Source organism: Salmonella sp. K21076 (genome assembly GCF_039650795.1).
Taxonomy (GTDB): domain Bacteria; phylum Pseudomonadota; class Gammaproteobacteria; order Enterobacterales; family Enterobacteriaceae; genus Salmonella; species Salmonella enterica.
On record NZ_JBCLYA010000020.1, the window covers coordinates 86,338 to 113,282 of the forward strand.

Here is a 26,945-nt window from a genome sequence, read left to right on the forward strand (position 1 = left end):
CTAATGGCTACGATTCATGTAGACGGCAAAGAATACGAGGTCAACGGCGCGGACAACCTGCTACAGGCATGTCTGTCCCTCGGCCTTGATATTCCGTATTTTTGCTGGCACCCGGCGCTGGGAAGCGTCGGTGCTTGCCGCCAGTGTGCGGTGAAGCAATACCAAAACGCGGAAGATACGCGTGGTCGCCTGGTGATGTCCTGTATGACGCCAGCCACCGACGGTACCTTTATCTCTATTGACGACGAAGAAGCGAAACAGTTCCGTGAAAGCGTGGTGGAGTGGCTGATGACTAACCACCCGCACGACTGTCCGGTCTGTGAAGAGGGCGGTAACTGCCATCTTCAGGATATGACCGTGATGACGGGTCACAGTTTCCGCCGCTACCGTTTCACCAAACGTACCCACCGCAACCAGGATCTGGGGCCGTTCATCTCGCACGAAATGAACCGCTGCATCGCCTGCTACCGTTGTGTACGTTACTACAAAGATTATGCTGACGGTACCGATCTGGGCGTCTATGGCGCGCATGACAACGTCTACTTCGGGCGTCCGGAAGACGGTACGCTGGAAAGCGAATTCTCCGGTAACCTGGTCGAGATTTGCCCGACCGGCGTCTTCACCGATAAAACGCACTCCGAGCGTTACAACCGTAAATGGGACATGCAGTTTGCGCCGAGCATCTGCCAGCAGTGTTCCATCGGCTGTAACATCAGCCCGGGCGAGCGCTATGGCGAACTGCGCCGTATCGAAAACCGTTACAACGGTACCGTTAACCATTACTTCCTCTGCGACCGCGGTCGTTTCGGCTATGGCTATGTGAACCTGAAAGACCGCCCGCGTCAGCCGGTTCAGCGTCGTGGCGATGACTTTATTACTCTCAACGCCGAGCAGGCGATGCAGGGCGCGGCGGATATTCTGCGCCAGTCGAAGAAAGTGATCGGTATCGGTTCGCCACGCGCCAGCATTGAGAGCAACTTTGCGCTGCGTGAGCTGGTTGGTGCGGAAAACTTCTACACCGGTATCGCGCGCGGCGAGCAGGAACGTCTGCAACTGGCGCTGAAAGTGCTGCGTGAAGGCGGAATTTACACCCCGGCGCTGCGGGAGATCGAATCTTATGACGCGGTACTGGTCTTGGGTGAGGATGTCACTCAGACCGGCGCGCGCGTTGCGCTGGCGGTACGCCAGGCGGTGAAAGGTAAAGCGCGTGAAATGGCGGCGGCGCAGAAAGTGGCCGACTGGCAGATTGCGGCCATCCTTAACATCGGCCAGCGTGCCAAACATCCGCTGTTCGTGACTAACGTGGACGACACCCGTCTGGATGATATCGCCGCCTGGACTTATCGCGCGCCGGTGGAAGATCAGGCGCGCCTGGGCTTTGCGATTGCCCATGCGCTGGACAATACAGCGCCTGCGGTTGACGGTATCGACAGCGACTTGCAAAACAAAATTGATGTCATTGTGCAGGCGTTGGCCGGCGCGAAAAAACCGCTGATTATCTCCGGCACTAACGCCGGTAGCAGTGAGGTGATTCAGGCGGCCGCCAACGTGGCGAAAGCGCTGAAAGGCCGTGGCGCCGACGTCGGTATTATTATGATTGCCCGCTCCGTGAACAGCATGGGGCTGGGTATGATGGGCGGCGGTTCGCTTGACGATGCGTTGGGCGAGCTGGAAACCGGCAGCGCGGACGCGGTGGTGGTGCTGGAAAACGATCTCCACCGTCATGCAAGCGCTACGCGCGTGAACGCCGCGCTCGCCAAAGCGCCGCTGGTGATGGTGGTTGACCATCAGCGCACGGCGATTATGGAAAATGCTCATCTGGTGCTTTCCGCGGCAAGCTTCGCCGAAAGCGATGGTACGGTCATCAACAACGAAGGCCGCGCGCAGCGCTTCTTCCAGGTTTATGACCCGGCCTACTACGATAACAAGACGATTATGCTGGAAAGCTGGCGCTGGCTGCATTCGCTGCACAGCACCGTCGAAAACCGCGAAGTGGACTGGACACAGCTTGACCATGTGATCGACGCGGTCATTGCCGCCATGCCGCAATTTGCCGGCATTAAGGACGCCGCGCCGGATGCGACCTTCCGCATTCGTGGGCAGAAGCTGGCGCGCGAACCGCATCGTTACAGCGGTCGTACGGCGATGCGCGCCAATATCAGCGTGCATGAACCACGTCAGCCGCAGGATAAAGACACCATGTTCGCCTTCTCAATGGAAGGGAATAACCAACCGACTGCCCCGCGATCTGAAATTCCGTTCGCCTGGGCGCCGGGCTGGAACTCTCCGCAGGCGTGGAACAAATTCCAGGATGAAGTGGGCGGCAAACTGCGTCACGGCGATCCGGGCGTGCGTTTGATTGAAGCGACTGAGGGCGGTCTGGATTATTTCACTACCGTGCCGGCAAGCTTCCAGGCGCAGGACGGTCAGTGGCGTATTGCGCCGTATTACCACCTGTTTGGCAGCGACGAATTGTCTCAGCGTTCTCCGGTCTTCCAGAGCCGTATGCCGCAGCCGTATATCAAACTTAACCCGGCGGATGCTGCGAAGTTGGGCGTCAATGCCGGGACTCGCGTCTCCTTTAGCTACGATGGCAATACGGTGACGCTGCCGGTTGAAATCTCTGAAGGGTTAGCGGCAGGGCAGGTAGGGCTGCCGATGGGTATGCCTGGCATCGCGCCGGTTCTGGCTGGCGCGCGTCTTGAGGATCTGCGGGAGGCGCAACAATGAGTTGGATTACACCGGATCTGATTGAGATCCTGCTGAGCATTCTCAAAGCGGTGGTGATTCTGCTGGTGGTCGTCACCTGCGGGGCCTTCATGAGCTTTGGCGAACGTCGTCTGCTGGGTCTGTTCCAGAACCGTTATGGACCAAACCGCGTTGGCTGGGGCGGCTCGCTCCAGCTGGTCGCGGATATGATCAAGATGTTCTTTAAAGAAGACTGGATCCCGAAATTCTCGGATCGCGTCATCTTTACCCTGGCGCCGATGATCGCGTTTACTTCGCTGCTGCTCTCCTTCGCCATTGTGCCGGTTAGCCCTAACTGGGTGGTGGCCGATTTAAACATCGGGATTTTGTTCTCCCTGATGATGGCCGGTCTGGCGGTTTACGCGGTACTGTTCGCCGGTTGGTCGAGCAACAACAAATACTCGCTGCTGGGCGCGATGCGCGCGTCTGCCCAGACGGTGAGCTACGAAGTGTTCCTTGGTCTTTCCCTGATGGGCGTGGTGGCGCAGGCCGGTTCATTTAATATGACCGATATCGTCAATAACCAGGCGCATCTGTGGAACGTGATTCCGCAATTCTTTGGGTTTGTTACTTTCGCCATCGCGGGCGTAGCGGTCTGTCACCGTCACCCGTTTGACCAGCCGGAAGCCGAGCAGGAACTGGCGGACGGTTACCACATCGAATATTCCGGTATGAAATTCGGTCTGTTCTTCGTGGGGGAGTACATCGGCATCGTCACCGTTTCCGCGCTGATGGTAACGTTGTTCTTCGGTGGCTGGCATGGCCCGTTCTTACCGCCATTCGTCTGGTTCGCGCTGAAAACCGCGTTCTTCATGATGATGTTCATTTTGATTCGTGCGTCGTTACCGCGTCCGCGTTATGACCAGGTAATGTCCTTCGGCTGGAAAGTTTGCCTGCCGCTGACGCTCATCAACTTGCTGGTAACGGCGGCTGTCATTCTGTGGCAGGCGCAATAAGGGACACAAAGACCATGACCTTAAAAGAATTATTAGTAGGTTTCGGCACTCAGGTACGCAGTATCTGGATGATCGGCCTGCATGCGTTCGCGAAACGCGAAACGCGGATGTATCCGGAAGAGCCGGTCTATTTACCGCCCCGTTACCGTGGCCGTATCGTGCTCACGCGCGACCCGGACGGTGAAGAGCGCTGCGTTGCCTGTAACCTGTGCGCGGTAGCCTGTCCGGTAGGCTGTATCTCTCTGCAAAAAGCGGAGACCAAAGATGGCCGCTGGTATCCGGAATTTTTCCGCATTAACTTCTCACGCTGCATCTTCTGCGGCCTGTGCGAAGAAGCGTGCCCGACCACGGCGATTCAGTTGACCCCGGACTTCGAACTGGGCGAATACAAACGTCAGGATCTGGTGTACGAAAAAGAGGATCTGCTGATTTCCGGTCCGGGCAAATACCCGGAATATAACTTCTACCGGATGGCGGGTATGGCAATCGACGGCAAAGATAAAGGCGAAGCAGAGAACGAAGCCAAGCCTATCGACGTCAAGAGCCTGTTACCGTAAGGAGAGGGCAATGGAATTCGCTTTTTATATCTGTGGCCTGATAGCCATCCTCGCGACCCTGCGAGTGATCACCCATACCAATCCGGTACACGCGCTGTTGTATCTGGTGATATCGCTACTGGCGATTTCCGGGGTGTTCTTTTCGCTGGGCGCTTACTTTGCCGGTGCGCTGGAAATTATCGTCTACGCGGGTGCCATTATGGTGCTGTTTGTGTTCGTGGTGATGATGCTCAACCTCGGCGGCAGCGAAATCGAACAGGAACGCCAGTGGCTGAAGCCGCAGGTGTGGATTGGTCCGGCGGTTTTGTCGGCCATTATGCTGGCGGTTATTGTGTACGCCATTCTGGGCGTTAACGACCAGGGCATCGACGGCACGCCGATTAGCGCGAAAGCGGTGGGCATTACGCTGTTCGGGCCTTATGTTCTGGCGGTCGAACTGGCGTCTATGCTGCTGCTGGCAGGCCTGGTGGTGGCGTTCCACGTCGGTCGTGAAGAGCGTGCGGGCGAAGTGCTAAGCAACCGCGCCGATGACCGCGCGAAAAGAAAAACGGAGGAGCGCGCATGATCCCCTTAACACACGGACTGATCCTCGCTGCGATTTTATTCGTCCTGGGTTTAACCGGTCTGGTTATCCGCCGCAATCTGCTGTTTATGCTGATCGGGCTGGAAATCATGATTAACGCCTCCGCGCTGGCCTTTGTGGTCGCCGGGAGCTACTGGGGCCAGACCGATGGTCAGGTGATGTACATTCTCGCCATCAGCCTTGCGGCTGCGGAAGCGAGTATTGGACTTGCGCTGTTGCTGCAACTCCATCGCCGTCGCCAGAACCTGAACATCGATTCAGTAAGTGAGATGCGTGGATGAACATGCTTGCCTTAACCATTATTCTGCCATTGATTGGCTTTGTACTGCTGGCGTTCTCTCGCGGACGCTGGTCGGAAAATCTCTCCGCGACCATTGGCGTGGGCTCCGTTGGTCTGGCGGCGTTGGTGACAGCGTTTGTCGGGATGGATTTCTTCGCCAACGGCAAACAGGCGTTCAGCCAGCCGCTGTGGACGTGGATGTCGGTCGGTAACTTCAACATCGGTTTTAACCTGGTGCTGGACGGCCTGTCGCTGACCATGCTCTCTGTGGTCACCGGCGTCGGCTTCCTGATCCACATGTTCGCTTCCTGGTACATGCGTGGAGAAGAGGGCTACTCCCGCTTCTTCGCTTATACCAACCTGTTTATCGCCAGCATGGTTGTTCTGGTGCTGTCCGATAACCTGCTGTTGATGTACCTCGGCTGGGAAGGCGTGGGCCTGTGCTCTTATCTGTTGATCGGCTTCTATTACAGCGATCCGAAGAATGGCGCGGCGGCAATGAAAGCCTTCGTGGTGACCCGTGTCGGTGACGTATTCCTCGCCTTCGCGCTGTTCATCCTCTACAACGAACTGGGCACGCTGAACTTCCGCGAAATGGTCGAGCTGGCGCCAGCGCACTTTGCTGACGGCAACAACATGCTGATGTGGGCGACGCTGATGCTGCTGGGCGGCGCGGTCGGTAAATCTGCGCAGCTACCGTTGCAGACCTGGCTTGCCGACGCGATGGCCGGTCCGACGCCGGTCTCCGCGCTGATCCACGCCGCCACCATGGTTACCGCCGGTGTCTACCTGATCGCACGCACGCATGGCCTGTTCCTGATGACCCCGGAAATTCTGCATCTGGTGGGCATTATCGGGGCGATTACGCTGGTCATGGCGGGTTTCGCCGCGCTGGTGCAGACCGACATCAAACGCGTGCTGGCCTATTCCACCATGAGCCAGATTGGCTACATGTTCCTGGCGCTTGGCGTGCAGGCGTGGGATGCGGCGATTTTCCACCTGATGACGCACGCCTTCTTTAAAGCGCTGCTGTTCCTGGCATCCGGCTCGGTAATTTTGGCCTGCCATCACGAACAGAACATCTTTAAGATGGGCGGTCTGCGTAAGTCCATTCCACTGGTGTATGCCTGCTTCCTGGTGGGGGGCGCGGCGCTGTCGGCGCTGCCGCTGGTCACTGCGGGCTTCTTCAGTAAGGATGAGATCCTGGCTGGCGCGATGGCGAACGGTCATATCAATCTGATGGTGGCGGGTCTGGTTGGCGCGTTCATGACCTCCCTGTACACCTTCCGGATGATTTTCATCGTATTCCACGGTAAAGAACAAATTCATGCTCATGCAGGGAAGGGGATTACCCACCATCTGCCGCTGATTGTCCTGATGATTCTGTCTACCTTTGTTGGCGCGCTGATTGTGCCGCCTCTGCAGGGGGTGCTGCCGCAGACAACTGAACTGGCGCATGGTCGTGTGTTGACCCTGGAAATTACCTCTGGCGTAGTGGCGATTGCCGGCATCCTGATTGCCGCATGGCTGTGGCTGGGTAAACGTACGCTGGTGACGTCGATCGCCAACAGCGCGCCGGGCCATCTGCTGGGGACCTGGTGGTATAACGCCTGGGGCTTTGACTGGCTGTACGACAAAGTATTCGTCAAGCCATTCCTCGGTATCGCCTGGCTGCTGAAGCGCGACCCGCTTAATGCGTTGATGAACATTCCGGCTATCCTTTCCCGTTTTGCAGGCAAAGGCCTGGTACTGAGCGAGAACGGTTATTTGCGCTGGTATGTGGCATCCATGAGCATCGGCGCGGTTGTGGTGCTGGCGCTGCTGATGGTACTGCGTTGAGTTTGTTGGCTGGATGAACGACTGCCGGATGGCGCAGTGCTTATCCGGCCTACAAACCCAAAAATAATTTTTAGAATTCGTTGAAAATCTGTTCCTGAAGTACAGGCGTCATCGGCGAAGTCAGACCGGATACCGCCAGCGCACAGCAACCGGAGCGTACTGAAGTACGTGAGGATGATTCGCGAAGCTCACCCCTACGGGGCCGTCCTTACGGACGTTCAAAACGCGCTGCGTTTTGTGTGAGCACTGGCAGGATTTGGGCTGACGAGTGAGATAGCCTGAGCAGGAGTAAATATAAGGGACATACTTAGCTATGTTATTACCCTGGTTGATATTAATCCCCTTTATCGGCGGCTTTCTGTGCTGGCAGACCGAACGCTTTGGCGTGAAAGTGCCGCGCTGGATAGCGCTGATTACCATGGAACTGACGCTGGCGCTCGGTCTGCAATTGTGGTTGCAGGGCGGCTACTCACTGACGCAATCCGCCGGTATTCCACAGTGGCAATCTGAATTTGTCCTGCCGTGGATCCCGCGTTTTGGCATCTCTATCCATCTGGCGCTCGACGGACTGTCGCTGCTAATGGTGGTGCTGACCGGCCTGCTCGGCGTTCTGGCAGTGCTTTGCTCTTGGCGAGAAATCGAAAAATATCAGGGCTTCTTCCACCTCAACCTGATGTGGATCTTAGGCGGCGTTATCGGCGTGTTCCTGGCCATCGACATGTTCCTGTTCTTCTTCTTCTGGGAAATGATGCTGGTGCCGATGTACTTCCTGATAGCGCTGTGGGGCCACAAAGCTTCTGACGGTAAAACGCGTATCACGGCGGCAACCAAGTTCTTCATTTACACCCAGGCGAGTGGTCTGGTGATGTTGATTGCCATCCTGGCGCTGGTGTTTGTGCACTATAAAGCGACCAGCGTGTGGACCTTCAACTATGAAGAGCTGCTGAATACCCCGATGTCCCACGGTGTGGAATATCTGCTGATGCTGGGCTTCTTCATCGCCTTCGCGGTGAAAATGCCGGTGGTTCCGCTGCATGGCTGGCTGCCGGATGCGCACTCCCAGGCGCCGACCGCCGGTTCCGTCGACCTGGCGGGGATCTTGCTGAAAACCGCCGCTTACGGTCTGCTGCGTTTCTCCCTGCCATTGTTCCCGAACGCGTCGGCGGAGTTTGCGCCCATCGCCATGTGGCTGGGCGTCATCGGCATTTTCTACGGCGCGTGGATGGCCTTTACCCAATACGACATCAAGCGCCTGATTGCCTATACCTCCGTTTCCCACATGGGCTTCGTGCTGATCGCTATCTACACCGGCAGTCAGCTGGCGTACCAGGGCGCGGTGATTCAGATGATTGCACACGGTTTGTCCGCAGCCGGTCTGTTCATTCTGTGTGGCCAGTTGTACGAACGTCTGCATACGCGTGACATGCGTATGATGGGCGGCCTGTGGGGCAAGATGAAGTGGTTGCCTGCGCTGTCCATGTTCTTTGCGGTGGCGACGCTCGGTATGCCGGGCACCGGTAACTTTGTCGGCGAATTTATGATTCTGTTCGGCAGCTACCAGGTGGTGCCGATGATTACCGTTATCTCGACCTTTGGGCTGGTATTCGCCTCTGTATACTCGCTGGCGATGCTGCATCGCGCTTACTTTGGTAAAGCGAAGAGCCAGATTGCCAGCCAGGAACTGCTAGGGATGTCGCTGCGCGAGCTGTTTATCATTCTGTTGCTGGTGGTGCTTCTGGTACTGCTTGGCTTCTATCCGCAGCCGATTCTGGATACCTCGCATTCTGCGATGAGCAACATCCAGCAGTGGTTTGTTAATTCCGTTACTACTACAAGGCCGTAAATCGCCATGACAATAACTCCACAACACCTGATTGCGCTGCTACCGCTGCTGATCGTCGGCTTGACGGTGGTGGTTGTGATGCTCTCCATTGCGTGGCGACGCAATCACTTCCTCAATGCCACGCTGTCGGTCATTGGGCTTAACGCTGCTCTGGTTTCGCTTTGGTTTGTCGGCCAGGCCGGGGCAATGGACGTCACGCCGCTGATGCGCGTTGACGGCTTTGCGATGCTCTACACCGGGCTGGTGCTGCTGGCGAGCCTCGCCACCTGTACTTTTGCCTACCCGTGGCTGGAAGGCTATAACGATAACCAGGAAGAGTTCTACCTGCTGGTGTTAATCGCCAGCCTGGGGGGAATTCTGCTGGCGAACGCCAACCATCTGGCGGCGCTGTTCCTCGGTATTGAACTGATCTCACTGCCGCTGTTCGGCCTGATTGGTTATGCTTTCCGCCAGAAACGCTCGCTGGAAGCCAGTATCAAATACACCATCCTCTCCGCCGCCGCCTCGTCTTTCCTGCTGTTCGGGATGGCGCTGGTCTATGCGCAGTCCGGCAACCTGTCTTTCGAAGCGCTCGGTAAGAGCCTCGGCGATGGTATGCTGCACGAGCCGTTGCTGCTGGCGGGCTTTGGCCTGATGATTGTCGGTCTGGGCTTTAAACTCTCTCTGGTGCCGTTCCACCTGTGGACGCCAGACGTTTACCAGGGCGCGCCTGCGCCGGTTTCTACCTTCCTGGCGACGGCGAGCAAAATCGCTATCTTCGGCGTGGTAATGCGTCTGTTCCTGTATGCGCCGGTAGGCGACAGCGAAGCGGTACGCGTGGTGCTGGGCATTATCGCCTTTGCCTCTATCATCTTCGGTAACCTGATGGCGCTGAGCCAGACCAACATCAAACGTCTGCTCGGTTACTCTTCTATCTCTCACCTCGGCTATCTGCTGGTGGCGCTGATTGCCCTGCAGAGCGGCGAGATGTCGATGGAAGCGGTAGGCGTTTATCTGGCCGGTTATCTGTTCAGCAGCCTCGGCGCGTTTGGCGTGGTCAGCCTGATGTCCAGCCCGTTCCGCGGCCCGGATGCCGACTCCCTGTACTCTTACCGTGGTCTGTTCTGGCACCGTCCGGTTCTTGCCGCGGTGATGACGGTGATGATGCTGTCGCTGGCAGGTATCCCAATGACGCTGGGCTTTATCGGCAAATTCTACGTGCTGGCGGTCGGCGTTCAGGCCAGCCTGTGGTGGCTGGTCGCCGCCGTGGTGGTGGGTTCCGCGATTGGTTTGTACTACTACCTGCGCGTTGCGGTGAGTCTCTACCTGCACGCGCCGCAGCAACCGGGACGCGACGCGCCGACAAACTGGCAGTACAGCGCAGGCGGTATCGTGGTGCTGATCTCCGCGTTGCTGGTGTTGGTACTGGGCGTCTGGCCGCAGCCGCTGATTAGCCTTGTGCAGTTAGCGACGCCGTTGATGTAAGCAATAAGTAAAAACGAAAAACCCGCTTCACGAAGCGGGTTTTTTATTACCTGATGTCATTCTTTAAAATGACTCAGGACGGTAGACCGGATAAGGCGCTTGCGCCGCCATCCGGCCTGTAAGGTCTCAGCGACCGGAATTTAACTTAGCAACTGCCGGCTTACCAGCGGGCCGCTGATGTTTTGCGCCGCGCGTTCCATCACTTCCTGTATCACTGAAGAGAGTTCGTTAATCTCAAACTTGGCCACGTAGCCGTCGGCTTTCACCTTACGCACATGATCTTCGTTGGCGCTGCCGGAAAGGGAAGAGTGAATAACAACCGGGATCTTTTTCAGCCGTTCATCGGTTTTAATTTTACGCGTTAACGTAAAGCCATCCATCTCCGGCATCTCAAGGTCTGTCAGGACTAGCGCGATTTTCTCGCTAATTGGCTTACCTTCGGCCTCCGCTTCCTGCGCCAGTTGCTGGATTCTCTCCCAGGCATCCTTGCCGGTCACATGCATCTGATGCGGAATTTCCATCGCGTTCAGCCCTTTTTCCAGCATCGCGCAGGCGACTTTGGAGTCTTCCGCCACAATGGCAACCGCGCCGGGGGTAATATAAAATTTATTGGTCTTCAGATTGGTGGCGCGCAGATCGTGGCTGGAGGGGACAATATCATAAAGGATCTGCTCAACGTCGAGCACCAGCGCCAGGTTGTTGGTTTCTTTGTTGTCATCCAGGCAGGCAATACTGGTGATGTAGCGACCGTTGACGGCTTTCTCGGCGGTATGCACCTGTTGCCAGTCAAGACGCATAATATTTTCCACCGACTCGACGGCAAATGCCTGTACGCTGCGCACATATTCGGTGATCAGCAAAATATTCAGCCCGGTTTCCGGCTTGCAGCCCGCTACCGCTGGCAAATCAATCACCGGAATGACCTGATCCCGAATATTGACCATGCCCAATAGCGGCGCTTTCATGCCTGCCGGGCGCGTAAAGGCGGGCATAGGTATGATTTCGCGCAGCTTAAATACATTGATACCGAACAGCTCTGACTTCTGTTCATGCAGCGATGTACCAAGACGGAATAACAGCAGTTCAAAACGGTTGGACAGGGTTAAATTGGCCCTGTCATCAATATCTTTCTGAAAATTGTCCATCCTAACCTCATTATGAAAGCCTGCCTTTTTTAGTGTTATCGGCAATGAGGACAAAAAATGGAGCGCTAAACCGGGAAAACAGAAAAATCGTAAGCCAGCTCCGTCGCCGGGAAAATAGCGCGGCATTCCGCCAGTAAGCGCTGACAGCCTTTATCGTCATAGCGTGAGCTAATGTGGGTCATGATCAGCCGACCAACGGCAGCCTCCCGCGCCAGCGTCGCGGTTTGACGGGTGGAGCTGTGTCCGCGAGCGTTGGCTTTCTCCTCCATTGACGCATCCAGCGTGGTTTCATGAACCATCACATCCACACCCTGCGCCAGTGCGAGGGCGGCCTCGCAGGGCGCGGTATCGCCGAAAATCGCCACTGATTTCCCGGCCACGGCGGGAGCAAGGTAGTCGGCGCCATTGATCTGCCTTCCATCGGCAAGCGTGACGGTTTTTCCTGCCTTCAACGCCTGAAACAGCGGGCCGGGCGTAACGCCTGCGGCTTTTAACGCCCTGGCATTCAGCGCGCCAGGCTTGTCATGTTCAACAACGCGATATCCGTAGCACTCCAGTGGATGCTCCAGCCTGAATGCGGTCACTTTACGCAGACCGTCGTCAAGAATATCGCCAGCGCTAATTTCTTCAATTTGCAACGGAAAATCGGTCCATGAACCGCTAAGGCGCAGTGTGGTTGCAATAAACTCACGCACGCCTTGAGGCCCGTATACGGTTAGCGGATGGGGATTCCCCGCCATCGACCGGCTGCATAGCAGACCCGGCAGGCCAAACAGATGATCGCCGTGAAGATGGCTGATAAAAATGCGCTCAAGCTTACCGGGATGAAACGCGGTATTAAGCATTTGATGCTGTGTCCCTTCGCCGCAATCAAAAAGCCATACTCCCGGCTGCGTTGGATGTTGCAGATGTAATAAAATTGCCGTTACATTGCGTGAGCGTGTGGGAACGCCTGCGGACGTACCTAAAAAAATTAATTCCATCTTGTCCATACGCGTTTGGTTATCGTTTAACCCAAGATTACCACAACACAGGAGCGCATCATGATTGACTGGCAGGATCTCCACCATAGCGAACTTACTGTTCCTCAACTTTACGCGTTACTCAAATTGCGCTGCGCGGTCTTTGTGGTAGAACAGCGCTGTCCTTACCTGGATGTGGATGGCGATGATTTAGTCGGCGACAATCGGCATATTCTGGGCTGGCATCAGGATGAGCTGGTGGCGTATGCGAGGATTCTGAAAAGTGATAACGAATCAGACCCGGTTGTCATTGGCCGGGTGATCGTCAGCGATGCCTGGCGAGGGGCGAAACTGGGCCAGCAATTAATGGCGAAAACGCTGGAATCTTGTGGGCGGCACTGGCCGGATAAGCCGCTATATCTGGGGGCGCAGGCGCATCTGCAACCTTTTTATGCGCGGTTTGGTTTTATTCCCGTCACCGATGTTTATGACGAAGACGGCATTCCGCACCGGGGAATGGCGCGGGAGGTTCATCAGGCATAAACCGAAACCGTTGACTATAGTTAGGAGCAGGTGTTAACACAACGGAGAATGAGAATGTCATATCAATTTGGTGAATCACGTGTTGATGATGATCTGACTTTGCTCAGCGAAACGCTGGAAGAGGTTTTACGTTCCTCAGGCGATCCCGCCGATCAAAAATACATTGAGCTGAAAGCCCGCGCGGAACAAGCGCTGGAAGAGGTGAAAAACCGCGTAAGCCATGCGTCGGATAGCTATTATTACCGGGCAAAGCAGGCCGTTTATAAAGCGGATGACTACGTTCATGAAAAACCCTGGCAGGGTATTGGCGTAGGCGCGGCGGTAGGACTGGTGCTTGGACTGCTGCTGGCGCGGCGCTAAATCCCCCCACTGAACAGAATTGCAACCCTCCCTAAATGAGGTACTGCTTTTTTAGGGCAGTACCCCGTATAATGTGGGGTTTTTAACAGGGAGGGGCCGCGTGCATTCTATTACTACTGCGCTGGAAAATCTGACGCGTCAGCTATCGCAAGAGATACCGGCGACGCCAGGGCTTTGCGTTTTCGATGCGCCTTTCCCTTTAAACGATGCCTTCGATGCATTGAGCTGGCTGGCCAGCCAGTCATCCTTTCCGCAATTCTACTGGCAACAGCGCAATGGCGACGAAGAAGCTGCCGTTCTCGGGGCCATCACCGTCTTTTCATCGCTCGATCTGGCGCAACGGTTTTTACGTCAGCACGCGCAGCCTGACCTGCGTATTTGGGGGCTGAATGCGTTCGAGCCGAAAGAGGGCTACTTATTGCTGCCGAGGCTGGAGTGGCGACGTAGCGGTGGTACGGCGACCTTACGCTTACATCTGCACAGTGACGTTTCGCTACGCGATGATGCGCGCCTGGCGAAAGCGTTTCTCGCTTCTCTGGTCGGTATTAAGCCTGTTCCGGCGCTGCGCCTTTCGCTCACGAGCGAACAACACTGGCCGGACAAAGACGGTTGGGTGAAGCTGATTCAGCAGGCCACCCACACTATTGCGCAAGAGGCGTTTGATAAAGTTGTGCTGGCGCGGGCCACCGACTTACAATTCTCCCGTCCGGTCAATGCCGCCGCGATGATGGCGTCCAGTCGTCGTTTAAATCTCAACTGCTACCACTTTTTTATGGCCTTTTCCGCCGATACCGCCTTTCTGGGATCATCGCCGGAGCGGCTCTGGCGGCGTCGTGAAACGGCGCTGCGTACCGAAGCGCTGGCCGGGACGGTGGCGAACCATCCGGATAACCATAAAGCCTGGCAGCTTGGCGAATGGTTAATGAAAGACGATAAAAACCAGCGAGAAAATATGCTGGTTGTCGAAGACATCTGCCAGCGACTGCAAAACTGCACCCACTCGCTGGATGTGCTGCCGCCGCAGGTGCTCAGACTGCGCAAGGTACAGCATTTGCGCCGCTGTATCTGGACGGCGCTTAATCAGGCGGACGACACGCTCTGCCTGCACCAGTTACAGCCTACCGCAGCGGTCGCCGGGATCCCTCGTGAACCCGCGCGTTGTTTTATAGAACAACATGAGCCGTTCGAACGTGAATGGTATGCCGGGTCGGCAGGCTATCTCTCCACGCGGCAAAGTGAGTTTTGCGTGACGTTACGTTCAGCCAAAGTGACGGCCAATGTGGTGCGGTTGTATGCCGGCGCGGGAATCGTCCGCGGCTCCGATCCGGAACAGGAATGGCAGGAAATAGATAATAAAGCGGCCGGGTTACGTACCTTATTGCAGATGGACGCGTAATGAGTCACATATTCCCGACCCATATCAATAATCCATTTTTGCAGCTCTTTATACTTAGTCCCAATGATTGATACCGGACAAACTCATGTCAGTAAGTGCATTTAACCGGCGCTGGGCGGCGGTCATCCTGGAAGCCTTAACCCGTCATGGCGTCAGGCATGTTTGTATCGCCCCTGGTTCCCGTTCCACGCCGCTCACGTTGGCGGCGGCAGAGAATCCTGCTTTTATTCACCATACGCACTTTGATGAGCGTGGGCTTGGTCATTTGGCGTTAGGGCTGGCGAAAGTCAGCCAACAGCCGGTTGCCGTTATTGTCACTTCAGGTACCGCCGTGGCGAACCTCTATCCGGCGCTGATTGAGGCGGGTCTGACGGGCGAGAAGCTCATTTTACTTACCGCCGATCGCCCGCCGGAGCTGATTGACTGCGGCGCCAACCAGGCGATCCGTCAGGCGGGGATGTTTGCCTCGCACCCCTCCCAAACTCTGTCGTTGCCGCGTCCCACGCAGGATATTCCGGCGCGCTGGCTGGTGTCGACCATCGACAATGCGCTCGCCATGCTTCATGCGGGCGCGCTGCACATTAACTGTCCTTTTGCCGAACCGCTGTATGGCGATATGAATGACACCGGTCTGGTCTGGCAGCAGCGTCTCGGCGACTGGTGGCAGGATGAAAAACCCTGGCTGCGCGAAGCGCGTCGACTGGCAAGCGACAAACAGCGCGACTGGTTCTTCTGGCGACAAAAACGCGGTGTCGTTGTCGCCGGGCGTATGAGCGCGGAAGAAGGCAAAAAAGTGGCGCAGTGGGCGCAAACTCTGGGATGGCCATTAATTGGCGACGTATTGTCGCAAACCGGGCAGCCGCTGCCGTGCGCCGACCTGTGGCTCGGCAACGCCAAAGCGGTGACCGAACTGCAGCAGGCGCAGATTGTCGTCCAGCTTGGCAGTAGCCTTACCGGAAAACGCTTACTGCAATGGCAGGCAACCTGCGTGCCGGAAGAGTACTGGGTAATCGACAATATTGAAGGTCGTCTGGACCCGGCGCACCATCGTGGACGCAGACTGGTAGCGAAAATCGCCGATTGGCTGGAACTGCATCCGGCGGAAAAACGTAAACCGTGGTGTGTAGAGATCCCGCGTCTGGCGGAACTGGCGTGGCAACGGGTGGTCGCGCAGCGAGACACCTTTGGCGAAGCGCAGCTGGCGCACCGTATCCGCGACTATCTGCCGGAGCAGGGGCAATTGTTCGTGGGCAATAGTCTGGTGGTGCGTCTGATCGACGCGCTGTCACAGTTGCCGGCCGGCTATCCGGTATACAGCAATCGCGGGGCGAGCGGCATTGACGGCCTGCTTTCCACAGCGGCGGGCGTGCAGCGCGCCAGCGCCAAATCGACGTTGGCTATCGTCGGTGATTTATCCGCGCTGTACGATCTTAACGCGCTGGCGTTACTACGTCAGGTATCCGCGCCGTTTGTGTTGATTGTGGTCAACAATAACGGCGGGCAGATCTTTTCCCTGCTGCCGACGCCGCAAAGTAAGCGTGAGCGCTTTTATCTGATGCCGCAAAACGTCCATTTTGACCATGCGGCCGCCATGTTTAACCTGCGCTATCATCGCCCGGAAAACTGGGAAGAACTGGAGTCTGCGCTGGCTGGCGCGTGGCGAACCCCGGCGACAACGGTGATTGAGCTGGTGGTAAACGATACGGATGGCGCGCAGACGCTGCAGCAACTTTTGGCTCAGGTAAGCCATCTATGATGTTGCACGCGCAGCACATGCCCGGACAGCCTGGGACGCCCTCGCTGGTTTTCCTGCACGGTTTTTCTGGCGATTGCCGCGAATGGCAGCCGGTTGGCGAACAGTTTCACGGCTGTTCGCGGCTTTATATTGACTTACCAGGACATGGCGGATCTGCGGCTATTCCGGTCGGCGGCTTTGCCGATGTCATCAGATTACTGCGCGCCACGTTAATTAGTTACAACATACTAAAGTTTTGGTTGGTGGGATACTCCCTTGGCGGCCGTGTGGCGATGATGGCAGCCTGCCAGGGAATACCCGGCCTGTGCGGCCTGGTGGTCGAAGGCGGTCATCCGGGGCTGCAAAATGAACAGGCGCGCGCTGAAAGACGATTGTCCGACGGGCGCTGGGCAGAGCGTTTTCGTCATGAACCCTTGACTGAGGTTTTTCACGACTGGTATCAGCAGCCGGTGTTCGCCTCGCTGACGGCGCAGCAAAGGCAGGCGCTAACGGCGCTGCGTAGCCAGAATAACGGCGAAACGCTGGCTGCGATGCTGGAGGCGACATCGCTTGCCGTCCAGCCGGATTTACGCGAGGTGCTTAACGCGCTGGCATTTCCGTTTTATTATTTATGTGGCGAACGCGACAGCAAATTCCGCGCCCTGGCGCAGGAAGTGGCGGCGACATGCCATGTCATTCGTAACGCCGGACACAACGCGCACCGGGAAAACCCCGCTGGCGTGGTAGACAGTCTGGCTCAGATTCTGCGTCTCTGACTAAAGGACACACTATGATCTATCCTGATGAAACAATGCTTTACGCACCGGTAGAATGGCACGACTGCTCGGAGGGTTACACCGACATTCGTTATGAAAAATCCACCGACGGTATTGCAAAAATCACCATTAATCGTCCGCAGGTGCGCAATGCATTTCGTCCGTTGACCGTCAAAGAGATGATTCAGGCGCTGGCGGATGCCCGTTACGACGACAACGTGGGCGTGATTATTCTGACCGGCGAAGGCGATAAAGCGTTTTGCGCGGGCGGCGACCAGAAGGTGCGCGGCGATTACGGCGGTTATCAGGATGACTCCGGCGTGCATCACCTGAATGTGCTGGACTTCCAGCGCCAGATTCGCACCTGTCCAAAACCGGTTGTCGCGATGGTCGCGGGTTACTCCATCGGCGGTGGTCATGTGCTGCACATGATGTGCGACCTGACCATCGCGGCCGAAAACGCCATCTTCGGCCAGACCGGTCCGAAAGTCGGCTCCTTTGACGGCGGCTGGGGCGCTTCGTATATGGCGCGTATCGTTGGTCAGAAGAAAGCGCGTGAAATCTGGTTCCTGTGCCGCCAGTACGATGCGCAACAGGCGCTGGATATGGGGCTGGTTAACACCGTCGTTCCGCTGGCGGATCTGGAAAAAGAGACCGTGCGCTGGTGCCGCGAAATGTTGCAAAACAGTCCGATGGCGCTGCGTTGCCTGAAAGCGGCGCTGAATGCTGATTGTGACGGTCAGGCCGGGCTGCAGGAGCTGGCCGGCAACGCTACCATGCTGTTCTACATGACGGAAGAAGGGCAGGAAGGCCGTAACGCCTTTAACCAGAAGCGTCAGCCTGACTTCAGCAAATTCAAACGGAACCCATAATGCGTAGCGCGCAGGTATACCGCTGGCAGATCCCCATGGACGCGGGGGTGGTTCTGCGCGACAGGCGGTTAAAAACTCGCGACGGGCTGTATGTTTGTCTGCGTGACGGCGAGCGTGAAGGGTGGGGAGAGATCTCCCCGCTGCCGGGCTTCAGTCAGGAAACGTGGGAAGAGGCGCAGACGGCGCTCCTGACATGGGTGAATGACTGGCTTCAGGGGAGCGAGGGATTACCGGAGATGCCTTCGGTCGCGTTTGGCGCAAGCTGCGCGCTGGCGGAACTGACTGGCGTCTTGCCGGAGGCGGCGGACTATCGCGCCGCGCCGTTATGCACTGGCGATCCTGACGATTTGGTACTGCGGCTTGCCGATATGCCCGGCGAGAAAATCGCTAAGGTCAAAGTGGGTCTCTATGAAGCGGTACGCGACGGCATGGTGGTTAATTTGCTGCTGGAGGCGATCCCGGATCTGCATCTGCGTCTGGATGCGAATCGCGCCTGGACGCCGCTAAAAGCCCAACAGTTCGCAAAGTATGTTAATCCGGATTACCGCGCTCGTATCGCCTTTCTCGAAGAACCGTGTAAGACGCGGGATGATTCCCGCGCCTTTGCCCGTGAAACCGGCATCGCGATTGCCTGGGACGAAAGTCTGCGCGAAGCGGATTTCACCTTTGAAGCCGAAGAGGGCGTCAGGGCTGTGGTTATCAAACCTACGCTGACCGGATCGCTTGATAAAGTGCGTGAGCAAGTCGCTGCCGCCCATGCGTTGGGACTGACGGCGGTCATCAGCTCTTCGATCGAGTCCAGCCTCGGCCTGACGCAACTGGCGCGGATTGCCGCCTGGTTGACGCCGGGAACGCTGCCCGGACTGGATACCTTGCATCTGATGCAGGCGCAACAGGTTCGCCCCTGGCCTGGTAACGCGTTGCCTTGTCTGAAGCGTGATGAGCTGGAACGACTGTTATGACATTCACGGACTGGCCGTGGCGCCACTGGCGTCAGGTTCGCAGTCAGGCGCCCGCTCTGCGCCTGAACGATGAAGTGCTAAGCTGGCGCGCCCTCTGTGAGCGTATTGATGCGCTGGCGGGCGGGTTTGCCGCGCAGGGCGTACGGGAGGGCGACGGTGTCCTGCTGCGCGCCGGGAATCAGCCGCGCACTCTGTTGGCATGGCTTGCGCTGATGCAGTGCGGCGCGCGGGTTCTGCCCGTCAACCCGCAGTTGCCCCAGACGTTGCTGGAGGCGCTGGTGCCGAAGTTAACGCTGCGTTTTGCGCTGACACTGGAAGGCGAAAACGCGTTTTCCGGATTAACCGTGTTGCAGTTGCGGAAAAGTACAGTGGCGTATGCTGTGGCCTGGCAACCGCAGCGTCTGGTTTCCATGACGCTGACATCGGGTTCCACAGGATTGCCAAAAGCGGCTGTACATACGTGCCAGGCGCATCTTGCCAGCGCGCAGGGGGTGCTTTCGCTAATGCCGTTTGGCCCTCAGGATGACTGGCTGCTATCGCTGCCGCTGTTTCATGTATCCGGGCAGGGTATTATGTGGCGTTGGCTCTTCGCCGGGGCGCGCATGACGGTACGCGATAAGCAACCGCTGGAGCAGATGCTGGCAGGTTGTACTCATGCTTCGTTGGTGCCGACGCAGCTGTGGCGGCTGTTGGCGAATCGGGCGGCGGTGACGCTGAAAGCCGTTTTGCTCGGCGGCGCGGTGATTCCGGTTGAACTCACCGACCAGGCCAGCAAACAAGGGATTCGCTGCTGGTGCGGGTATGGGCTCACGGAGTTCGCGTCTACGGTATGCGCCAAAGAGGCCGATGGTTCGGATGATGTGGGCGCGCCGCTTCCCGGCAGAGAGATCAGAATCGTCGATAATGAAGTCTGGCTGCGCGCCGCCAGTATGGCGGAAGGTTACTGGCGTGATGGCAAACTGATCCCGCTGGTTAATGACGAAGGCTGGTTTGCCACGCGCGATCGCGGCGAGCTGAACCACGGCAGGCTAACCATCGCCGGGCGGCTGGACAACTTGTTCTTTAGCGGCGGCGAAGGCATTCAGCCGGAGGAAGTCGAACGCGTTATTAACGCGCATCCGCTGGTGCAACAAGCCTTTGTCGTGCCGGTAGAAGATAAAGAGTTTGGCCATCGTCCCGTTGCGGTTGTGGAGTATGCATCGCAGGCCGGAGACGTGAACCTCGCTGAATGGGTTCGCGATAAGCTGGCGCGTTTTCAACAGCCGGTTCGCTGGTTGACGCTGCCGTCAGAACTGAAAAACGGAGGGATTAAAATATCTCGCCGTGCGCTCCAGCAGTGGGTGTGTAAGATCTGTAAAAATTAATGTTAGGTTAATATACAACCATTCCATCGCTATTGCCGTTTTGTTTATCCGTTGATGTGTAACGTGTTATGAACAATCAGCGTGAAACGGGGGCGCTATGGAATGGTTGGTTAAGAAATCGCATTATGTCAAAAAGAGGGCGTGCCATGTTCTGGTGCTGTGCGATAGCGGCGGTTCGCTAAAAATGATCGCCGAGGCGAATTCCATGATATTACTGAGTCCCGGCGATATCCTGTCGCCTTTACAGGATGCGCAGTATTGTATTAATCGGGAAAAACACCAGACCTTAAAAATCGTTGATGCACGCTGTTATTCCTGCGACGAATGGCAGCGGTTGACGCGCAAGCCATTATGATCTGGCGGGCAGAAAAATCAGCATTACCCCCGCCATAATGCACAATACGCCGAGCATCGCTTTTAGGCTGAAAGCGCCTTGCAAACCGGGTAACAACATTGAGGCTACCCAGACAAGCACATAACTGAGACTCAGCAGCGCATAGGCTTTGCTGAGCGCGAGCATGTGTAATGTTTTCTGCCAGCAGAAGACGGAAACCAGATATCCCGCCAAACCGGCGAATAGCGCCAGGGTCGCGGCATTAAATGCGCCCAGCCCGGAAATAAACGCCAGTGGATGCGCTATCGATGGCAGTCGCATCATGGCGAATCCTAAACTCAACTGGGCGAGGGAGGCAATCGCAACGCTTATCAGTCCCCACATTACGCCCATTATGCCGCACTCCCCAGAATGATAATGCCGCTGATAATTAATGCGACGCCCAACCAGTGGCGGGGCAGAACCTGTTCATGCCAGATTTTCCAGGCCGCCAGCGTGACCCAGACAAAATTCAGACTCAACATCGGGTAAGCAATTCCCACCGGCAGGGTTTGTAGCACCAGCAGCCACAGCACCATCGCTGCACCCATGCATATCAGCGCCAGGCCCAGCCACAGCATCAAGTGACGGCGGCGTCCGCCCGTCGTCAATGGCCGTGTCGCTTGCTTCTGGCAGAGCTGACCGCCAACGCTGAGCAGACTGGCAAGCACCAGAACGATGCCGATCATTTAGGCCGATACTGAATTAACACCAGACGCCCCTGATAATCAACATTGTCCGCAGGGGGAAGGGAAAGTGCGCTGATGTCTTCGTCTTTGTCTATTGAAAGTACTAGCGTAATAATGCCCTCCTGACGATGTTGGTTGAGCCAGGCGTTAAAATCGTCGGCTTTAACGAATTTATTCTGTACATCAGGATAGCTAAGACCATACCTGAGTTCGCCCGCGTGTCCGTAGAGCATAATATCGTCTCGTTTCAGACTCCAGGCCAGCCCGGCGGCGACGCCCACGCTGTCGGCAAGAATATAGCGGCTTGATGCCAAAGGCGCCTGGGTCATTTCGACAAAAAACTGTGGCTGTTTGGACTCCATCACCCTGTCGGGGACGGAAAAGCCGAACAGCAGCGCCAGTCCCAGCGGACAAAACGCGGGTAATAGGTATTTTGGGCTATGACAGAGGCTATACCAGCCCACAAACGCCCAAACAGTAAAGACGCCCCAGACGCAAAACACTTTATAGGTTTCGATATGCGTCCACACCGGCGATTTCAGCGGGCCCCATGAGGAGACGACAAACGCCGCGACGATCCCGATTATCCCGAACACCAGGTTGATCCCGCCGTTGACACGTAGCGCGGCGACGCCTTCTTTTACGTTATGCAGGACGAAGCGCGCCATGAGTATCGCTATCGGTGCGAAACAGGAAAGAACATAGGTGGGCAGTTTCCCTTTCGCAATGCTGAAAAAGAGAAGCGGCATGATCGTCCATCCGAGCAAATAGAATGCGCCGTTTCGCTCGCGCCAGCCCAGTTTAAGCGCGCCAGGCAGTAACCCCAGCCACGGTAAACTTCCCGCGAGCAGCACCGGCAGATAGTACCAGAAAGGGGCTTTATGCTGGGCATCGCTCATGGCGAATCGCTGGATATGCTCCACCCAGAAAAAGTAATGCCAGAAATCGGCTTCGCGTCGCGCAATGGCGATCGCCCAGGGAAGGACAACCACAAAGCAGCTCAAGACCGCCAGCCAGCCGTAAAGCAAAAAGTCCTTCCAGCGTTTCTGAACAATAACCCACGGCAGCACGCTCACCACCGGTACGGCCAGGGCGAGGAACCCTTTAGTTAATACACCCAGACCGCAGGTTGCGCCCAGTAGCAAAAACATCCCAATCTTGCCCGTTCGGGTCGTGGCCTGCATCCCCTGCCAGAAACAACACATCCCGGCCGTAAGCCAAAGCGCGATCATCGGGTCGAGTACCGCATACGTCCCGATACTGTAAACGGCAAAGAGGGAGAGAAAGATCACGGAGGCGAGCAACGCGGTACGTTTATCCCGCCATAAGCGGAACGTCAGCCACGCCACCAGCGCTGCGGCCAGCAATGTCGTTAAAATAGCGCCGGCCCGCACGCCAAAATTGGTAGCGCCAAAAAGCCACTGACCCAGACTGTTTATCCAGTAACCGGCTATCGGTTTTTCAAAATAACGTAATCCCAGAAAATGCGGCACGATCCAGTCGCCAGACGCCAGCATCTCCCGACTTATTTCGGCATAGCGCGTTTCATCCGGCTGCCAGAGCAGGCGGCTGTTGACAGGAATAACATAGTAGAGCGCGATAAACGCGGCGAAAGCCAGATAATAGCGTATCGATTTCATCATGAGGCGCTCACTGCCTGTTGACACCCCAGCCAACCTTCACGGCCAGGGATGTGTCCACGTACAATTTGCCCCAACGGCAGAGACTCAGGCGATGCCGGCAGCAGTTCGCCCAGAGGACAAAAGGTGATCCCCGCATCGCGTGCACGAACGAGCAAATCTTCAAACAGCGGCTGATGGACAATACCTTCGACTTCCGCATGGATGGTATATACCGGCGTGCCTTTGTCCTGCAACATACGGGAAATAATCCAGGTATTGAACGACTGCGCCTGAACGGCGGGGCCGATAACCTCATCCCACGTGGGTAAGGTGACCGGGATTTGCGGCGTCCCTGTCTGGCCCGGCATCAGTAGCGGACGGAATAAGGTGGTTCCACGGCAATCGCTGTTATACCTCAGGTTGAACGGTTCTTTCGCACGAACAACGCGCCCATCCGCTCGCCAGCCGGCCGCGGCTGAGCAGGTGACGGGTTTTCCGATAATGGCCTCAAGCGCCGTTATGCCGCGCGCAATATCTTCTTCAAGCTGGCGGATACTCCAGTGGCCGCTGTGAGTCTGCCACGCATGGTGATCCCAGGCATGTAGTCCCGTCTCATGGTATGTTGCCGTTTCACGAATAATCCCGGCATTAGCGTTGCCGATATTTTTTCCCGGCCAGGCGGTGCCGGCCAGCAGGATATCCCAACCGTAGAGCGAGGCGGCGTTTGAACGTAGCATTTTCCATAAAAATCGCGGTTTTATCAGACGCCAAAGATGGCGTCCCATATTGTCCGGCCCGACGCTGAAGAAAAAGCTGGCCTGAACGCCGTGGCGATGCAATGTCGCCAGCAGCCGGGGAACACCTTCACGCGTTCCTCGCAAGGTATCAACGTCAATGCGTAAACCGACTTTCGTCATGATGCGCGTTCCGCGATATCGACGCTACGCAGAAAGAAGTCCAGCGTTTCTTCAACCGTATCACGCATCGCAATAGACGGCTCCCAGTCCAGACAGCGCCTGGCATTGTCGATACTGGGTTTCCGGTGTGCGACATCCTGATAACCCTTGCCGTAATAACTACGGCTTTCGACGACCTGGAAACCGGCAAATGGTGGGAAATGGCAGCGCAGCGGATGCTTATCAAAACTGTCGAGCAACAGCGTCGCCAGTTCCTGAATACTGGCTTCGTTGTCAGGGTTGCCGATATTAATGATTTTGCCATCGCACCGATCGCCCTCATTCACAATAATGCGGAATAATGCTTCGATCCCGTCACGAATATCGGTGAAACAGCGCTTCTGCTGACCGCCGTCGATAAGCTTGATCGGCGTCCCTTCTACCAGGTTCAGAATCAACTGCGTTATCGCGCGTGAACTGCCGATACGCGCCGCGTTCAGGCTATCCAGCCGCGGCCCCATCCAGTTAAAGGGACGGAAAAGCGTGAAGCGCAATCCCTCTTTTTCGCCATAAGCCCAAATCACCCGGTCGAGAAGCTGTTTGGAAACGGAGTAAATCCAGCGCGGCTTATTCACCGGCCCGACGATCAGATTCGATTTGTCTTCGTCAAAAGAGGCGTCCGTACACATGCCGTACACTTCAGAGGTAGACGGGAAAACCACGCGTTTACGGTATTTCACGCAATAACGGATAATCCGCAGGTTTTCTTCAAAATCAAGTTCAAAGACGCGCAGCGGGTTGCGGGTGTATTCAATCGGGGTTGCAATTGCTACCAGCGGCAGTACGACATCGCATTTTTTGACATGATATTCGATCCATTCTGAGTGGATGCTGATATCTCCCTCCACGAAATGAAAGCGAGGGTGGAGCAGGAATCGGCTAATGGCGTTGCTGCCGATATCCATACCGTAGACCTCGTAATTCTCTTCATCCAGTAACCGTTCGGTCAAATGATTGCCGATAAAACCGTTGACGCCGAGGATGAGAACGCGAATGCGACGTTTACCGCTGGTCGCTGGTGGACGGTTCAAACACGCGCCCGCCACCAGACCAAGCGTCTGTGCAAGCTGCGAGCCCTGTACAGTAATGCCGTCTCCGGCCTGGCCGGTAATAATCTCCAGCGCGCCATCGGCGCAGGCGACCCGCAGCGGAGAGACCGAAATTACCGAGCCGGGAAGCGCGCCTTGCGCATCCGGACAAATTCGGGAAGACCAGATAGTGAATTTTTGCGAGCCGTTATAGCTGAACGCGCCGGGCCAGGGGGCGGCTACCGCCCGCACCAGGTTATGCACCGTGGAAACCGGTTTGTGCCAGTCGATAAGGCCATCTTCCGGCCTGCGGCGACCATAATACGTAGCGTCAGACTCACGCTGAGGAACAGAAGGTATATTGCCGCATTTCATGGTGGGCAGGATGCTATTAAGTAACTGGCGCGCGGCCTGACATAGCTTATGATGCAGGGTAAGCGCAACATCGTCCTGCGCAATAGCGACGCGTTGACTGGCGACAATCTCTCCGGCGTCGGCACGTTTGACCATACGATGCAGCGTTACGCCCGTTTCGCTTTCGCCGTTAACCAGAACCCAGTTTAGCGGCGCACGGCCACGATAGGCTGGCAATAGAGAACCGTGCAGATTGAACGCGCCAGCCGGGGCGAGGTGCAGAATTTCTTCGCTTAACAGGTTGCGGTAATAGAACGAAAAAATAATATCTGGCGCAAGTTCAGCGATGCGGTCGACCCAGATAGGATGGTTTACGTTATCCGGCGCATAAACCGGAATCCCTAATCCTGCCGCCAGCCGGGAGACGGAGCCAAAAAAGGTGTTTTCCGCAGGATTGTCGGCATGAGTGAAAATTGCGGCAATCTCATATCCTGCATCCAGTACGGCCTGCACGCCCTGACATCCCATATCGTGATAGGCAAAAATAACGGCTTTCATTGGTGACTTTCCTCAGTAAACGACGTGCTTTCCGGGTAGATAACTTGTTGAACAAAATAGCGGGGGCGGGCGCGGACATCGTTATAAATGCGACCGATGTATTCGCCCAGCAGTCCCATACCGATGAATTGCGCGCCGATGAAGGTAAACAGAACGGCAAAGAGCATAAATACGCCTTCCGCCGCCCACTGCGGTCCCAGTGCCAGGCGAAGTACAATAAGCAATACCGACAGGCTAAACCCGCCGATGGCGATAACACTGCCCAGCAGACTCAACAGGCGCAGAGGCGTCGTCGTCAGGCAGGTCACCAGGTCATACATCAGGTTAATGAGACGCATAAAACTGTATTTAGAGTCGCCAAATTCACGTTCAGCGTGATGCACCGGGATTTCGGTAGCCCGACGAGCGAAAATGTTGGCCAGAATAGGGATAAAGGTGCTGCGTTCATGGCAGCGCAACATGGTATCGATAATAGGGCGGCGATAGGCGCGTAACATGCAGCCGTAATCGCCCATCGCTTTGCCCGTTGTGCGCTGGATCAGCAGATTAATGATTTTTGACGCCGATTTGCGAAACAGGCTGTCCTGTCGGTTCTGTCGCACGGTGCCTACCACATCGAACCCTTCATCGGCTTTCGCCACCAGGCGCGGGATCTCTTCCGGCGGGTTTTGCAGATCGGCATCCAGCGTAATGATGAGATCGCCGCTTACATGGCTAAACCCCGCCATAATCGCTGCATGTTGACCGTAGTTACGGTTGAGTAAAATAGAGATGATATGGCTATCGGCCTCCTGGGACGCCTTAACCATCAGCTCCGCCGAGCTATCGCTGCTACCATCATCTATCAATAAAATCTCCCACGCTTTGCCCAGACTCTCGCAGGCGGTGGTGGTGCGTCTTATCAATTCCGGCAGGCTTTCCTGTTCGTTATAGACAGGAATAACCACCGAGACTTTTTTTATGGGGGCGGCGTCAAACAT

25 protein-coding genes are annotated in these 26,945 nt (G+C 56.4%); 17 read left to right on the forward strand and 8 right to left on the reverse strand.

Annotated features, from left to right (window positions below; translation table 11 throughout):
* Positions 1–3 precede the first annotated feature (3 nt).
* The 8 genes from nuoG to nuoN all read left to right on the forward strand — a co-directional run bounded on the left by nuoG (position 4) and on the right by nuoN (position 10,270).
* The gene (gene nuoG / locus AAYN39_RS07495; protein ID WP_014341306.1) at positions 4–2,730 is read left to right on the forward strand and encodes an NADH-quinone oxidoreductase subunit NuoG; all 2,727 of its coding nucleotides are present in this window, start codon (positions 4–6) and stop codon (positions 2,728–2,730) included.
* A complete protein-coding gene (gene nuoH / locus AAYN39_RS07500; protein WP_000118517.1) occupies positions 2,727–3,704 on the forward strand; it encodes an NADH-quinone oxidoreductase subunit NuoH in 978 nt (325 codons plus the stop codon). Before nuoG ends, nuoH begins: the two co-directional genes overlap by 4 nt.
* A 14-nt stretch (positions 3,705–3,718) precedes the next feature.
* Positions 3,719–4,261 carry an NADH-quinone oxidoreductase subunit NuoI gene (nuoI, locus tag AAYN39_RS07505; RefSeq protein ID WP_000172747.1) on the forward strand — a complete coding sequence of 181 codons (543 nt, stop codon included), beginning with the start codon at positions 3,719–3,721 and terminating at the stop codon, positions 4,259–4,261.
* Between the two features lie 10 nt (positions 4,262–4,271).
* Positions 4,272–4,826 (forward strand): NADH-quinone oxidoreductase subunit J, encoded by a 555-nt coding sequence (gene nuoJ / locus AAYN39_RS07510; RefSeq protein ID WP_000393522.1) that lies wholly within the window; start codon positions 4,272–4,274, stop codon positions 4,824–4,826.
* Positions 4,823–5,125: an NADH-quinone oxidoreductase subunit NuoK gene (gene nuoK, locus AAYN39_RS07515; RefSeq protein ID WP_000612687.1), complete on the forward strand. Its 303-nt coding sequence runs from the start codon at positions 4,823–4,825 to the stop codon at positions 5,123–5,125. Before nuoJ ends, nuoK begins: the two co-directional genes overlap by 4 nt.
* Complete coding sequence (gene nuoL, locus AAYN39_RS07520; protein WP_001056574.1) at positions 5,122–6,963, forward strand: NADH-quinone oxidoreductase subunit L; 1,842 nt, start codon at positions 5,122–5,124, stop codon at positions 6,961–6,963. Before nuoK ends, nuoL begins: the two co-directional genes overlap by 4 nt.
* A 313-nt stretch (positions 6,964–7,276) precedes the next feature.
* Positions 7,277–8,806, forward strand: a complete 1,530-nt coding sequence (nuoM, locus tag AAYN39_RS07525; RefSeq protein ID WP_000926422.1) for an NADH-quinone oxidoreductase subunit M — start codon at positions 7,277–7,279, stop codon at positions 8,804–8,806.
* Between the two features lie 6 nt (positions 8,807–8,812).
* On the forward strand, positions 8,813–10,270 hold the full coding sequence (nuoN, locus tag AAYN39_RS07530) for an NADH-quinone oxidoreductase subunit NuoN (protein WP_000156669.1): 1,458 nt from the start codon (positions 8,813–8,815) through the stop codon (positions 10,268–10,270).
* A gap of 140 nt (positions 10,271–10,410) precedes the next feature.
* Here the strand turns inward: nuoN and AAYN39_RS07535 are convergent, their stop codons facing one another.
* Both AAYN39_RS07535 and rbn read right to left on the reverse strand, forming a co-directional pair.
* On the reverse strand, positions 10,411–11,415 hold the full coding sequence (locus AAYN39_RS07535; RefSeq protein ID WP_000368546.1) for a chemotaxis protein: 1,005 nt from the start codon (positions 11,413–11,415) through the stop codon (positions 10,411–10,413).
* A gap of 65 nt (positions 11,416–11,480) precedes the next feature.
* Positions 11,481–12,398, reverse strand: coding sequence for a ribonuclease BN (gene rbn, locus AAYN39_RS07540; RefSeq protein ID WP_000419093.1), 918 nt, complete (start codon positions 12,396–12,398; stop codon positions 11,481–11,483).
* A gap of 60 nt (positions 12,399–12,458) precedes the next feature.
* Here rbn and AAYN39_RS07545 point away from each other — a divergent pair, with 60 nt between their 5' ends.
* The 9 genes from AAYN39_RS07545 (at position 12,459) to pmrD (ending at position 20,740) form a co-directional block, all read left to right on the forward strand.
* Entirely contained in the window at positions 12,459–12,920 is a 462-nt protein-coding gene (locus AAYN39_RS07545; RefSeq protein ID WP_000568155.1) for a GNAT family N-acetyltransferase, read from the forward strand.
* 54 nt (positions 12,921–12,974) lie between these two features.
* On the forward strand, positions 12,975–13,280 hold the full coding sequence (elaB, locus tag AAYN39_RS07550; RefSeq protein ID WP_001522308.1) for a stress response protein ElaB: 306 nt from the start codon (positions 12,975–12,977) through the stop codon (positions 13,278–13,280).
* Positions 13,281–13,380: 100 nt separating this feature from the next.
* Positions 13,381–14,676 (forward strand): isochorismate synthase MenF, encoded by a 1,296-nt coding sequence (gene menF, locus AAYN39_RS07555; RefSeq protein ID WP_000555672.1) that lies wholly within the window; start codon positions 13,381–13,383, stop codon positions 14,674–14,676.
* Positions 14,677–14,761: 85 nt separating this feature from the next.
* Positions 14,762–16,432: a 2-succinyl-5-enolpyruvyl-6-hydroxy-3-cyclohexene-1-carboxylic-acid synthase gene (gene menD, locus AAYN39_RS07560; RefSeq protein ID WP_000116387.1), complete on the forward strand. Its 1,671-nt coding sequence runs from the start codon at positions 14,762–14,764 to the stop codon at positions 16,430–16,432.
* Complete coding sequence (menH, locus tag AAYN39_RS07565) at positions 16,429–17,187, forward strand: 2-succinyl-6-hydroxy-2,4-cyclohexadiene-1-carboxylate synthase (RefSeq protein WP_000979151.1); 759 nt, start codon at positions 16,429–16,431, stop codon at positions 17,185–17,187. Before menD ends, menH begins: the two co-directional genes overlap by 4 nt.
* Positions 17,188–17,201: 14 nt before the next feature.
* The gene (gene menB / locus AAYN39_RS07570) at positions 17,202–18,059 is read left to right on the forward strand and encodes a 1,4-dihydroxy-2-naphthoyl-CoA synthase (protein ID WP_000640013.1); all 858 of its coding nucleotides are present in this window, start codon (positions 17,202–17,204) and stop codon (positions 18,057–18,059) included.
* The gene (menC, locus tag AAYN39_RS07575; RefSeq protein WP_001255562.1) at positions 18,059–19,021 is read left to right on the forward strand and encodes an o-succinylbenzoate synthase; all 963 of its coding nucleotides are present in this window, start codon (positions 18,059–18,061) and stop codon (positions 19,019–19,021) included. Before menB ends, menC begins: the two co-directional genes overlap by 1 nt.
* Positions 19,018–20,385 (forward strand): o-succinylbenzoate--CoA ligase, encoded by a 1,368-nt coding sequence (gene menE, locus AAYN39_RS07580; RefSeq protein ID WP_000144672.1) that lies wholly within the window; start codon positions 19,018–19,020, stop codon positions 20,383–20,385. The genes menC and menE overlap by 4 nt, the downstream gene beginning before the upstream one ends.
* A 97-nt stretch (positions 20,386–20,482) precedes the next feature.
* Positions 20,483–20,740: a signal transduction protein PmrD gene (gene pmrD / locus AAYN39_RS07585; protein WP_000455131.1), complete on the forward strand. Its 258-nt coding sequence runs from the start codon at positions 20,483–20,485 to the stop codon at positions 20,738–20,740.
* Here pmrD and arnF read toward each other — a convergent pair.
* From arnF to arnC, 6 genes are read right to left on the reverse strand one after another with little or no spacing between them, the layout of a single operon-like run.
* Positions 20,735–21,112: a 4-amino-4-deoxy-L-arabinose-phosphoundecaprenol flippase subunit ArnF gene (arnF, locus tag AAYN39_RS07590; protein WP_000538693.1), complete on the reverse strand. Its 378-nt coding sequence runs from the start codon at positions 21,110–21,112 to the stop codon at positions 20,735–20,737. The genes pmrD and arnF overlap by 6 nt on opposite strands.
* Entirely contained in the window at positions 21,112–21,447 is a 336-nt protein-coding gene (gene arnE, locus AAYN39_RS07595; protein WP_000579483.1) for a 4-amino-4-deoxy-L-arabinose-phosphoundecaprenol flippase subunit ArnE, read from the reverse strand. The genes arnF and arnE overlap by 1 nt, the downstream gene beginning before the upstream one ends.
* Complete coding sequence (arnT, locus tag AAYN39_RS07600) at positions 21,444–23,090, reverse strand: lipid IV(A) 4-amino-4-deoxy-L-arabinosyltransferase (RefSeq protein ID WP_000978048.1); 1,647 nt, start codon at positions 23,088–23,090, stop codon at positions 21,444–21,446. Before arnT ends, arnE begins: the two co-directional genes overlap by 4 nt.
* Positions 23,087–23,986 (reverse strand): 4-deoxy-4-formamido-L-arabinose-phosphoundecaprenol deformylase, encoded by a 900-nt coding sequence (gene arnD / locus AAYN39_RS07605; RefSeq protein ID WP_000169759.1) that lies wholly within the window; start codon positions 23,984–23,986, stop codon positions 23,087–23,089. The genes arnT and arnD overlap by 4 nt, the downstream gene beginning before the upstream one ends.
* Complete coding sequence (arnA, locus tag AAYN39_RS07610) at positions 23,983–25,965, reverse strand: bifunctional UDP-4-amino-4-deoxy-L-arabinose formyltransferase/UDP-glucuronic acid oxidase ArnA (RefSeq protein WP_000648774.1); 1,983 nt, start codon at positions 25,963–25,965, stop codon at positions 23,983–23,985. Before arnA ends, arnD begins: the two co-directional genes overlap by 4 nt.
* Entirely contained in the window at positions 25,962–26,945 is a 984-nt protein-coding gene (gene arnC / locus AAYN39_RS07615; RefSeq protein WP_000458894.1) for an undecaprenyl-phosphate 4-deoxy-4-formamido-L-arabinose transferase, read from the reverse strand. The genes arnA and arnC overlap by 4 nt, the downstream gene beginning before the upstream one ends.

Coding starts and splice junctions, on each gene's coding strand:
- nuoG (WP_014341306.1), top strand. CDS start 4: ATGGCTACGATTCATGTAGACGGCAAAGAATACGAGGTCAACGGCGCG.
- nuoH (WP_000118517.1), top strand. CDS start 2,727: ATGAGTTGGATTACACCGGATCTGATTGAGATCCTGCTGAGCATTCTC.
- nuoI (WP_000172747.1), top strand. CDS start 3,719: ATGACCTTAAAAGAATTATTAGTAGGTTTCGGCACTCAGGTACGCAGT.
- nuoJ (WP_000393522.1), top strand. CDS start 4,272: ATGGAATTCGCTTTTTATATCTGTGGCCTGATAGCCATCCTCGCGACC.
- nuoK (WP_000612687.1), top strand. CDS start 4,823: ATGATCCCCTTAACACACGGACTGATCCTCGCTGCGATTTTATTCGTC.
- nuoL (WP_001056574.1), top strand. CDS start 5,122: ATGAACATGCTTGCCTTAACCATTATTCTGCCATTGATTGGCTTTGTA.
- nuoM (WP_000926422.1), top strand. CDS start 7,277: ATGTTATTACCCTGGTTGATATTAATCCCCTTTATCGGCGGCTTTCTG.
- nuoN (WP_000156669.1), top strand. CDS start 8,813: ATGACAATAACTCCACAACACCTGATTGCGCTGCTACCGCTGCTGATC.
- AAYN39_RS07535 (WP_000368546.1), bottom strand. CDS start 11,415: ATGGACAATTTTCAGAAAGATATTGATGACAGGGCCAATTTAACCCTG.
- rbn (WP_000419093.1), bottom strand. CDS start 12,398: ATGGAATTAATTTTTTTAGGTACGTCCGCAGGCGTTCCCACACGCTCA.
- AAYN39_RS07545 (WP_000568155.1), top strand. CDS start 12,459: ATGATTGACTGGCAGGATCTCCACCATAGCGAACTTACTGTTCCTCAA.
- elaB (WP_001522308.1), top strand. CDS start 12,975: ATGTCATATCAATTTGGTGAATCACGTGTTGATGATGATCTGACTTTG.
- menD (WP_000116387.1), top strand. CDS start 14,762: ATGTCAGTAAGTGCATTTAACCGGCGCTGGGCGGCGGTCATCCTGGAA.
- menH (WP_000979151.1), top strand. CDS start 16,429: ATGATGTTGCACGCGCAGCACATGCCCGGACAGCCTGGGACGCCCTCG.
- menB (WP_000640013.1), top strand. CDS start 17,202: ATGATCTATCCTGATGAAACAATGCTTTACGCACCGGTAGAATGGCAC.
- menC (WP_001255562.1), top strand. CDS start 18,059: ATGCGTAGCGCGCAGGTATACCGCTGGCAGATCCCCATGGACGCGGGG.
- menE (WP_000144672.1), top strand. CDS start 19,018: ATGACATTCACGGACTGGCCGTGGCGCCACTGGCGTCAGGTTCGCAGT.
- pmrD (WP_000455131.1), top strand. CDS start 20,483: ATGGAATGGTTGGTTAAGAAATCGCATTATGTCAAAAAGAGGGCGTGC.
- arnF (WP_000538693.1), bottom strand. CDS start 21,112: ATGGGCGTAATGTGGGGACTGATAAGCGTTGCGATTGCCTCCCTCGCC.
- arnE (WP_000579483.1), bottom strand. CDS start 21,447: ATGATCGGCATCGTTCTGGTGCTTGCCAGTCTGCTCAGCGTTGGCGGT.
- arnT (WP_000978048.1), bottom strand. CDS start 23,090: ATGATGAAATCGATACGCTATTATCTGGCTTTCGCCGCGTTTATCGCG.
- arnD (WP_000169759.1), bottom strand. CDS start 23,986: ATGACGAAAGTCGGTTTACGCATTGACGTTGATACCTTGCGAGGAACG.
- arnA (WP_000648774.1), bottom strand. CDS start 25,965: ATGAAAGCCGTTATTTTTGCCTATCACGATATGGGATGTCAGGGCGTG.
- arnC (WP_000458894.1), bottom strand. CDS start 26,945: ATGTTTGACGCCGCCCCCATAAAAAAAGTCTCGGTGGTTATTCCTGTC.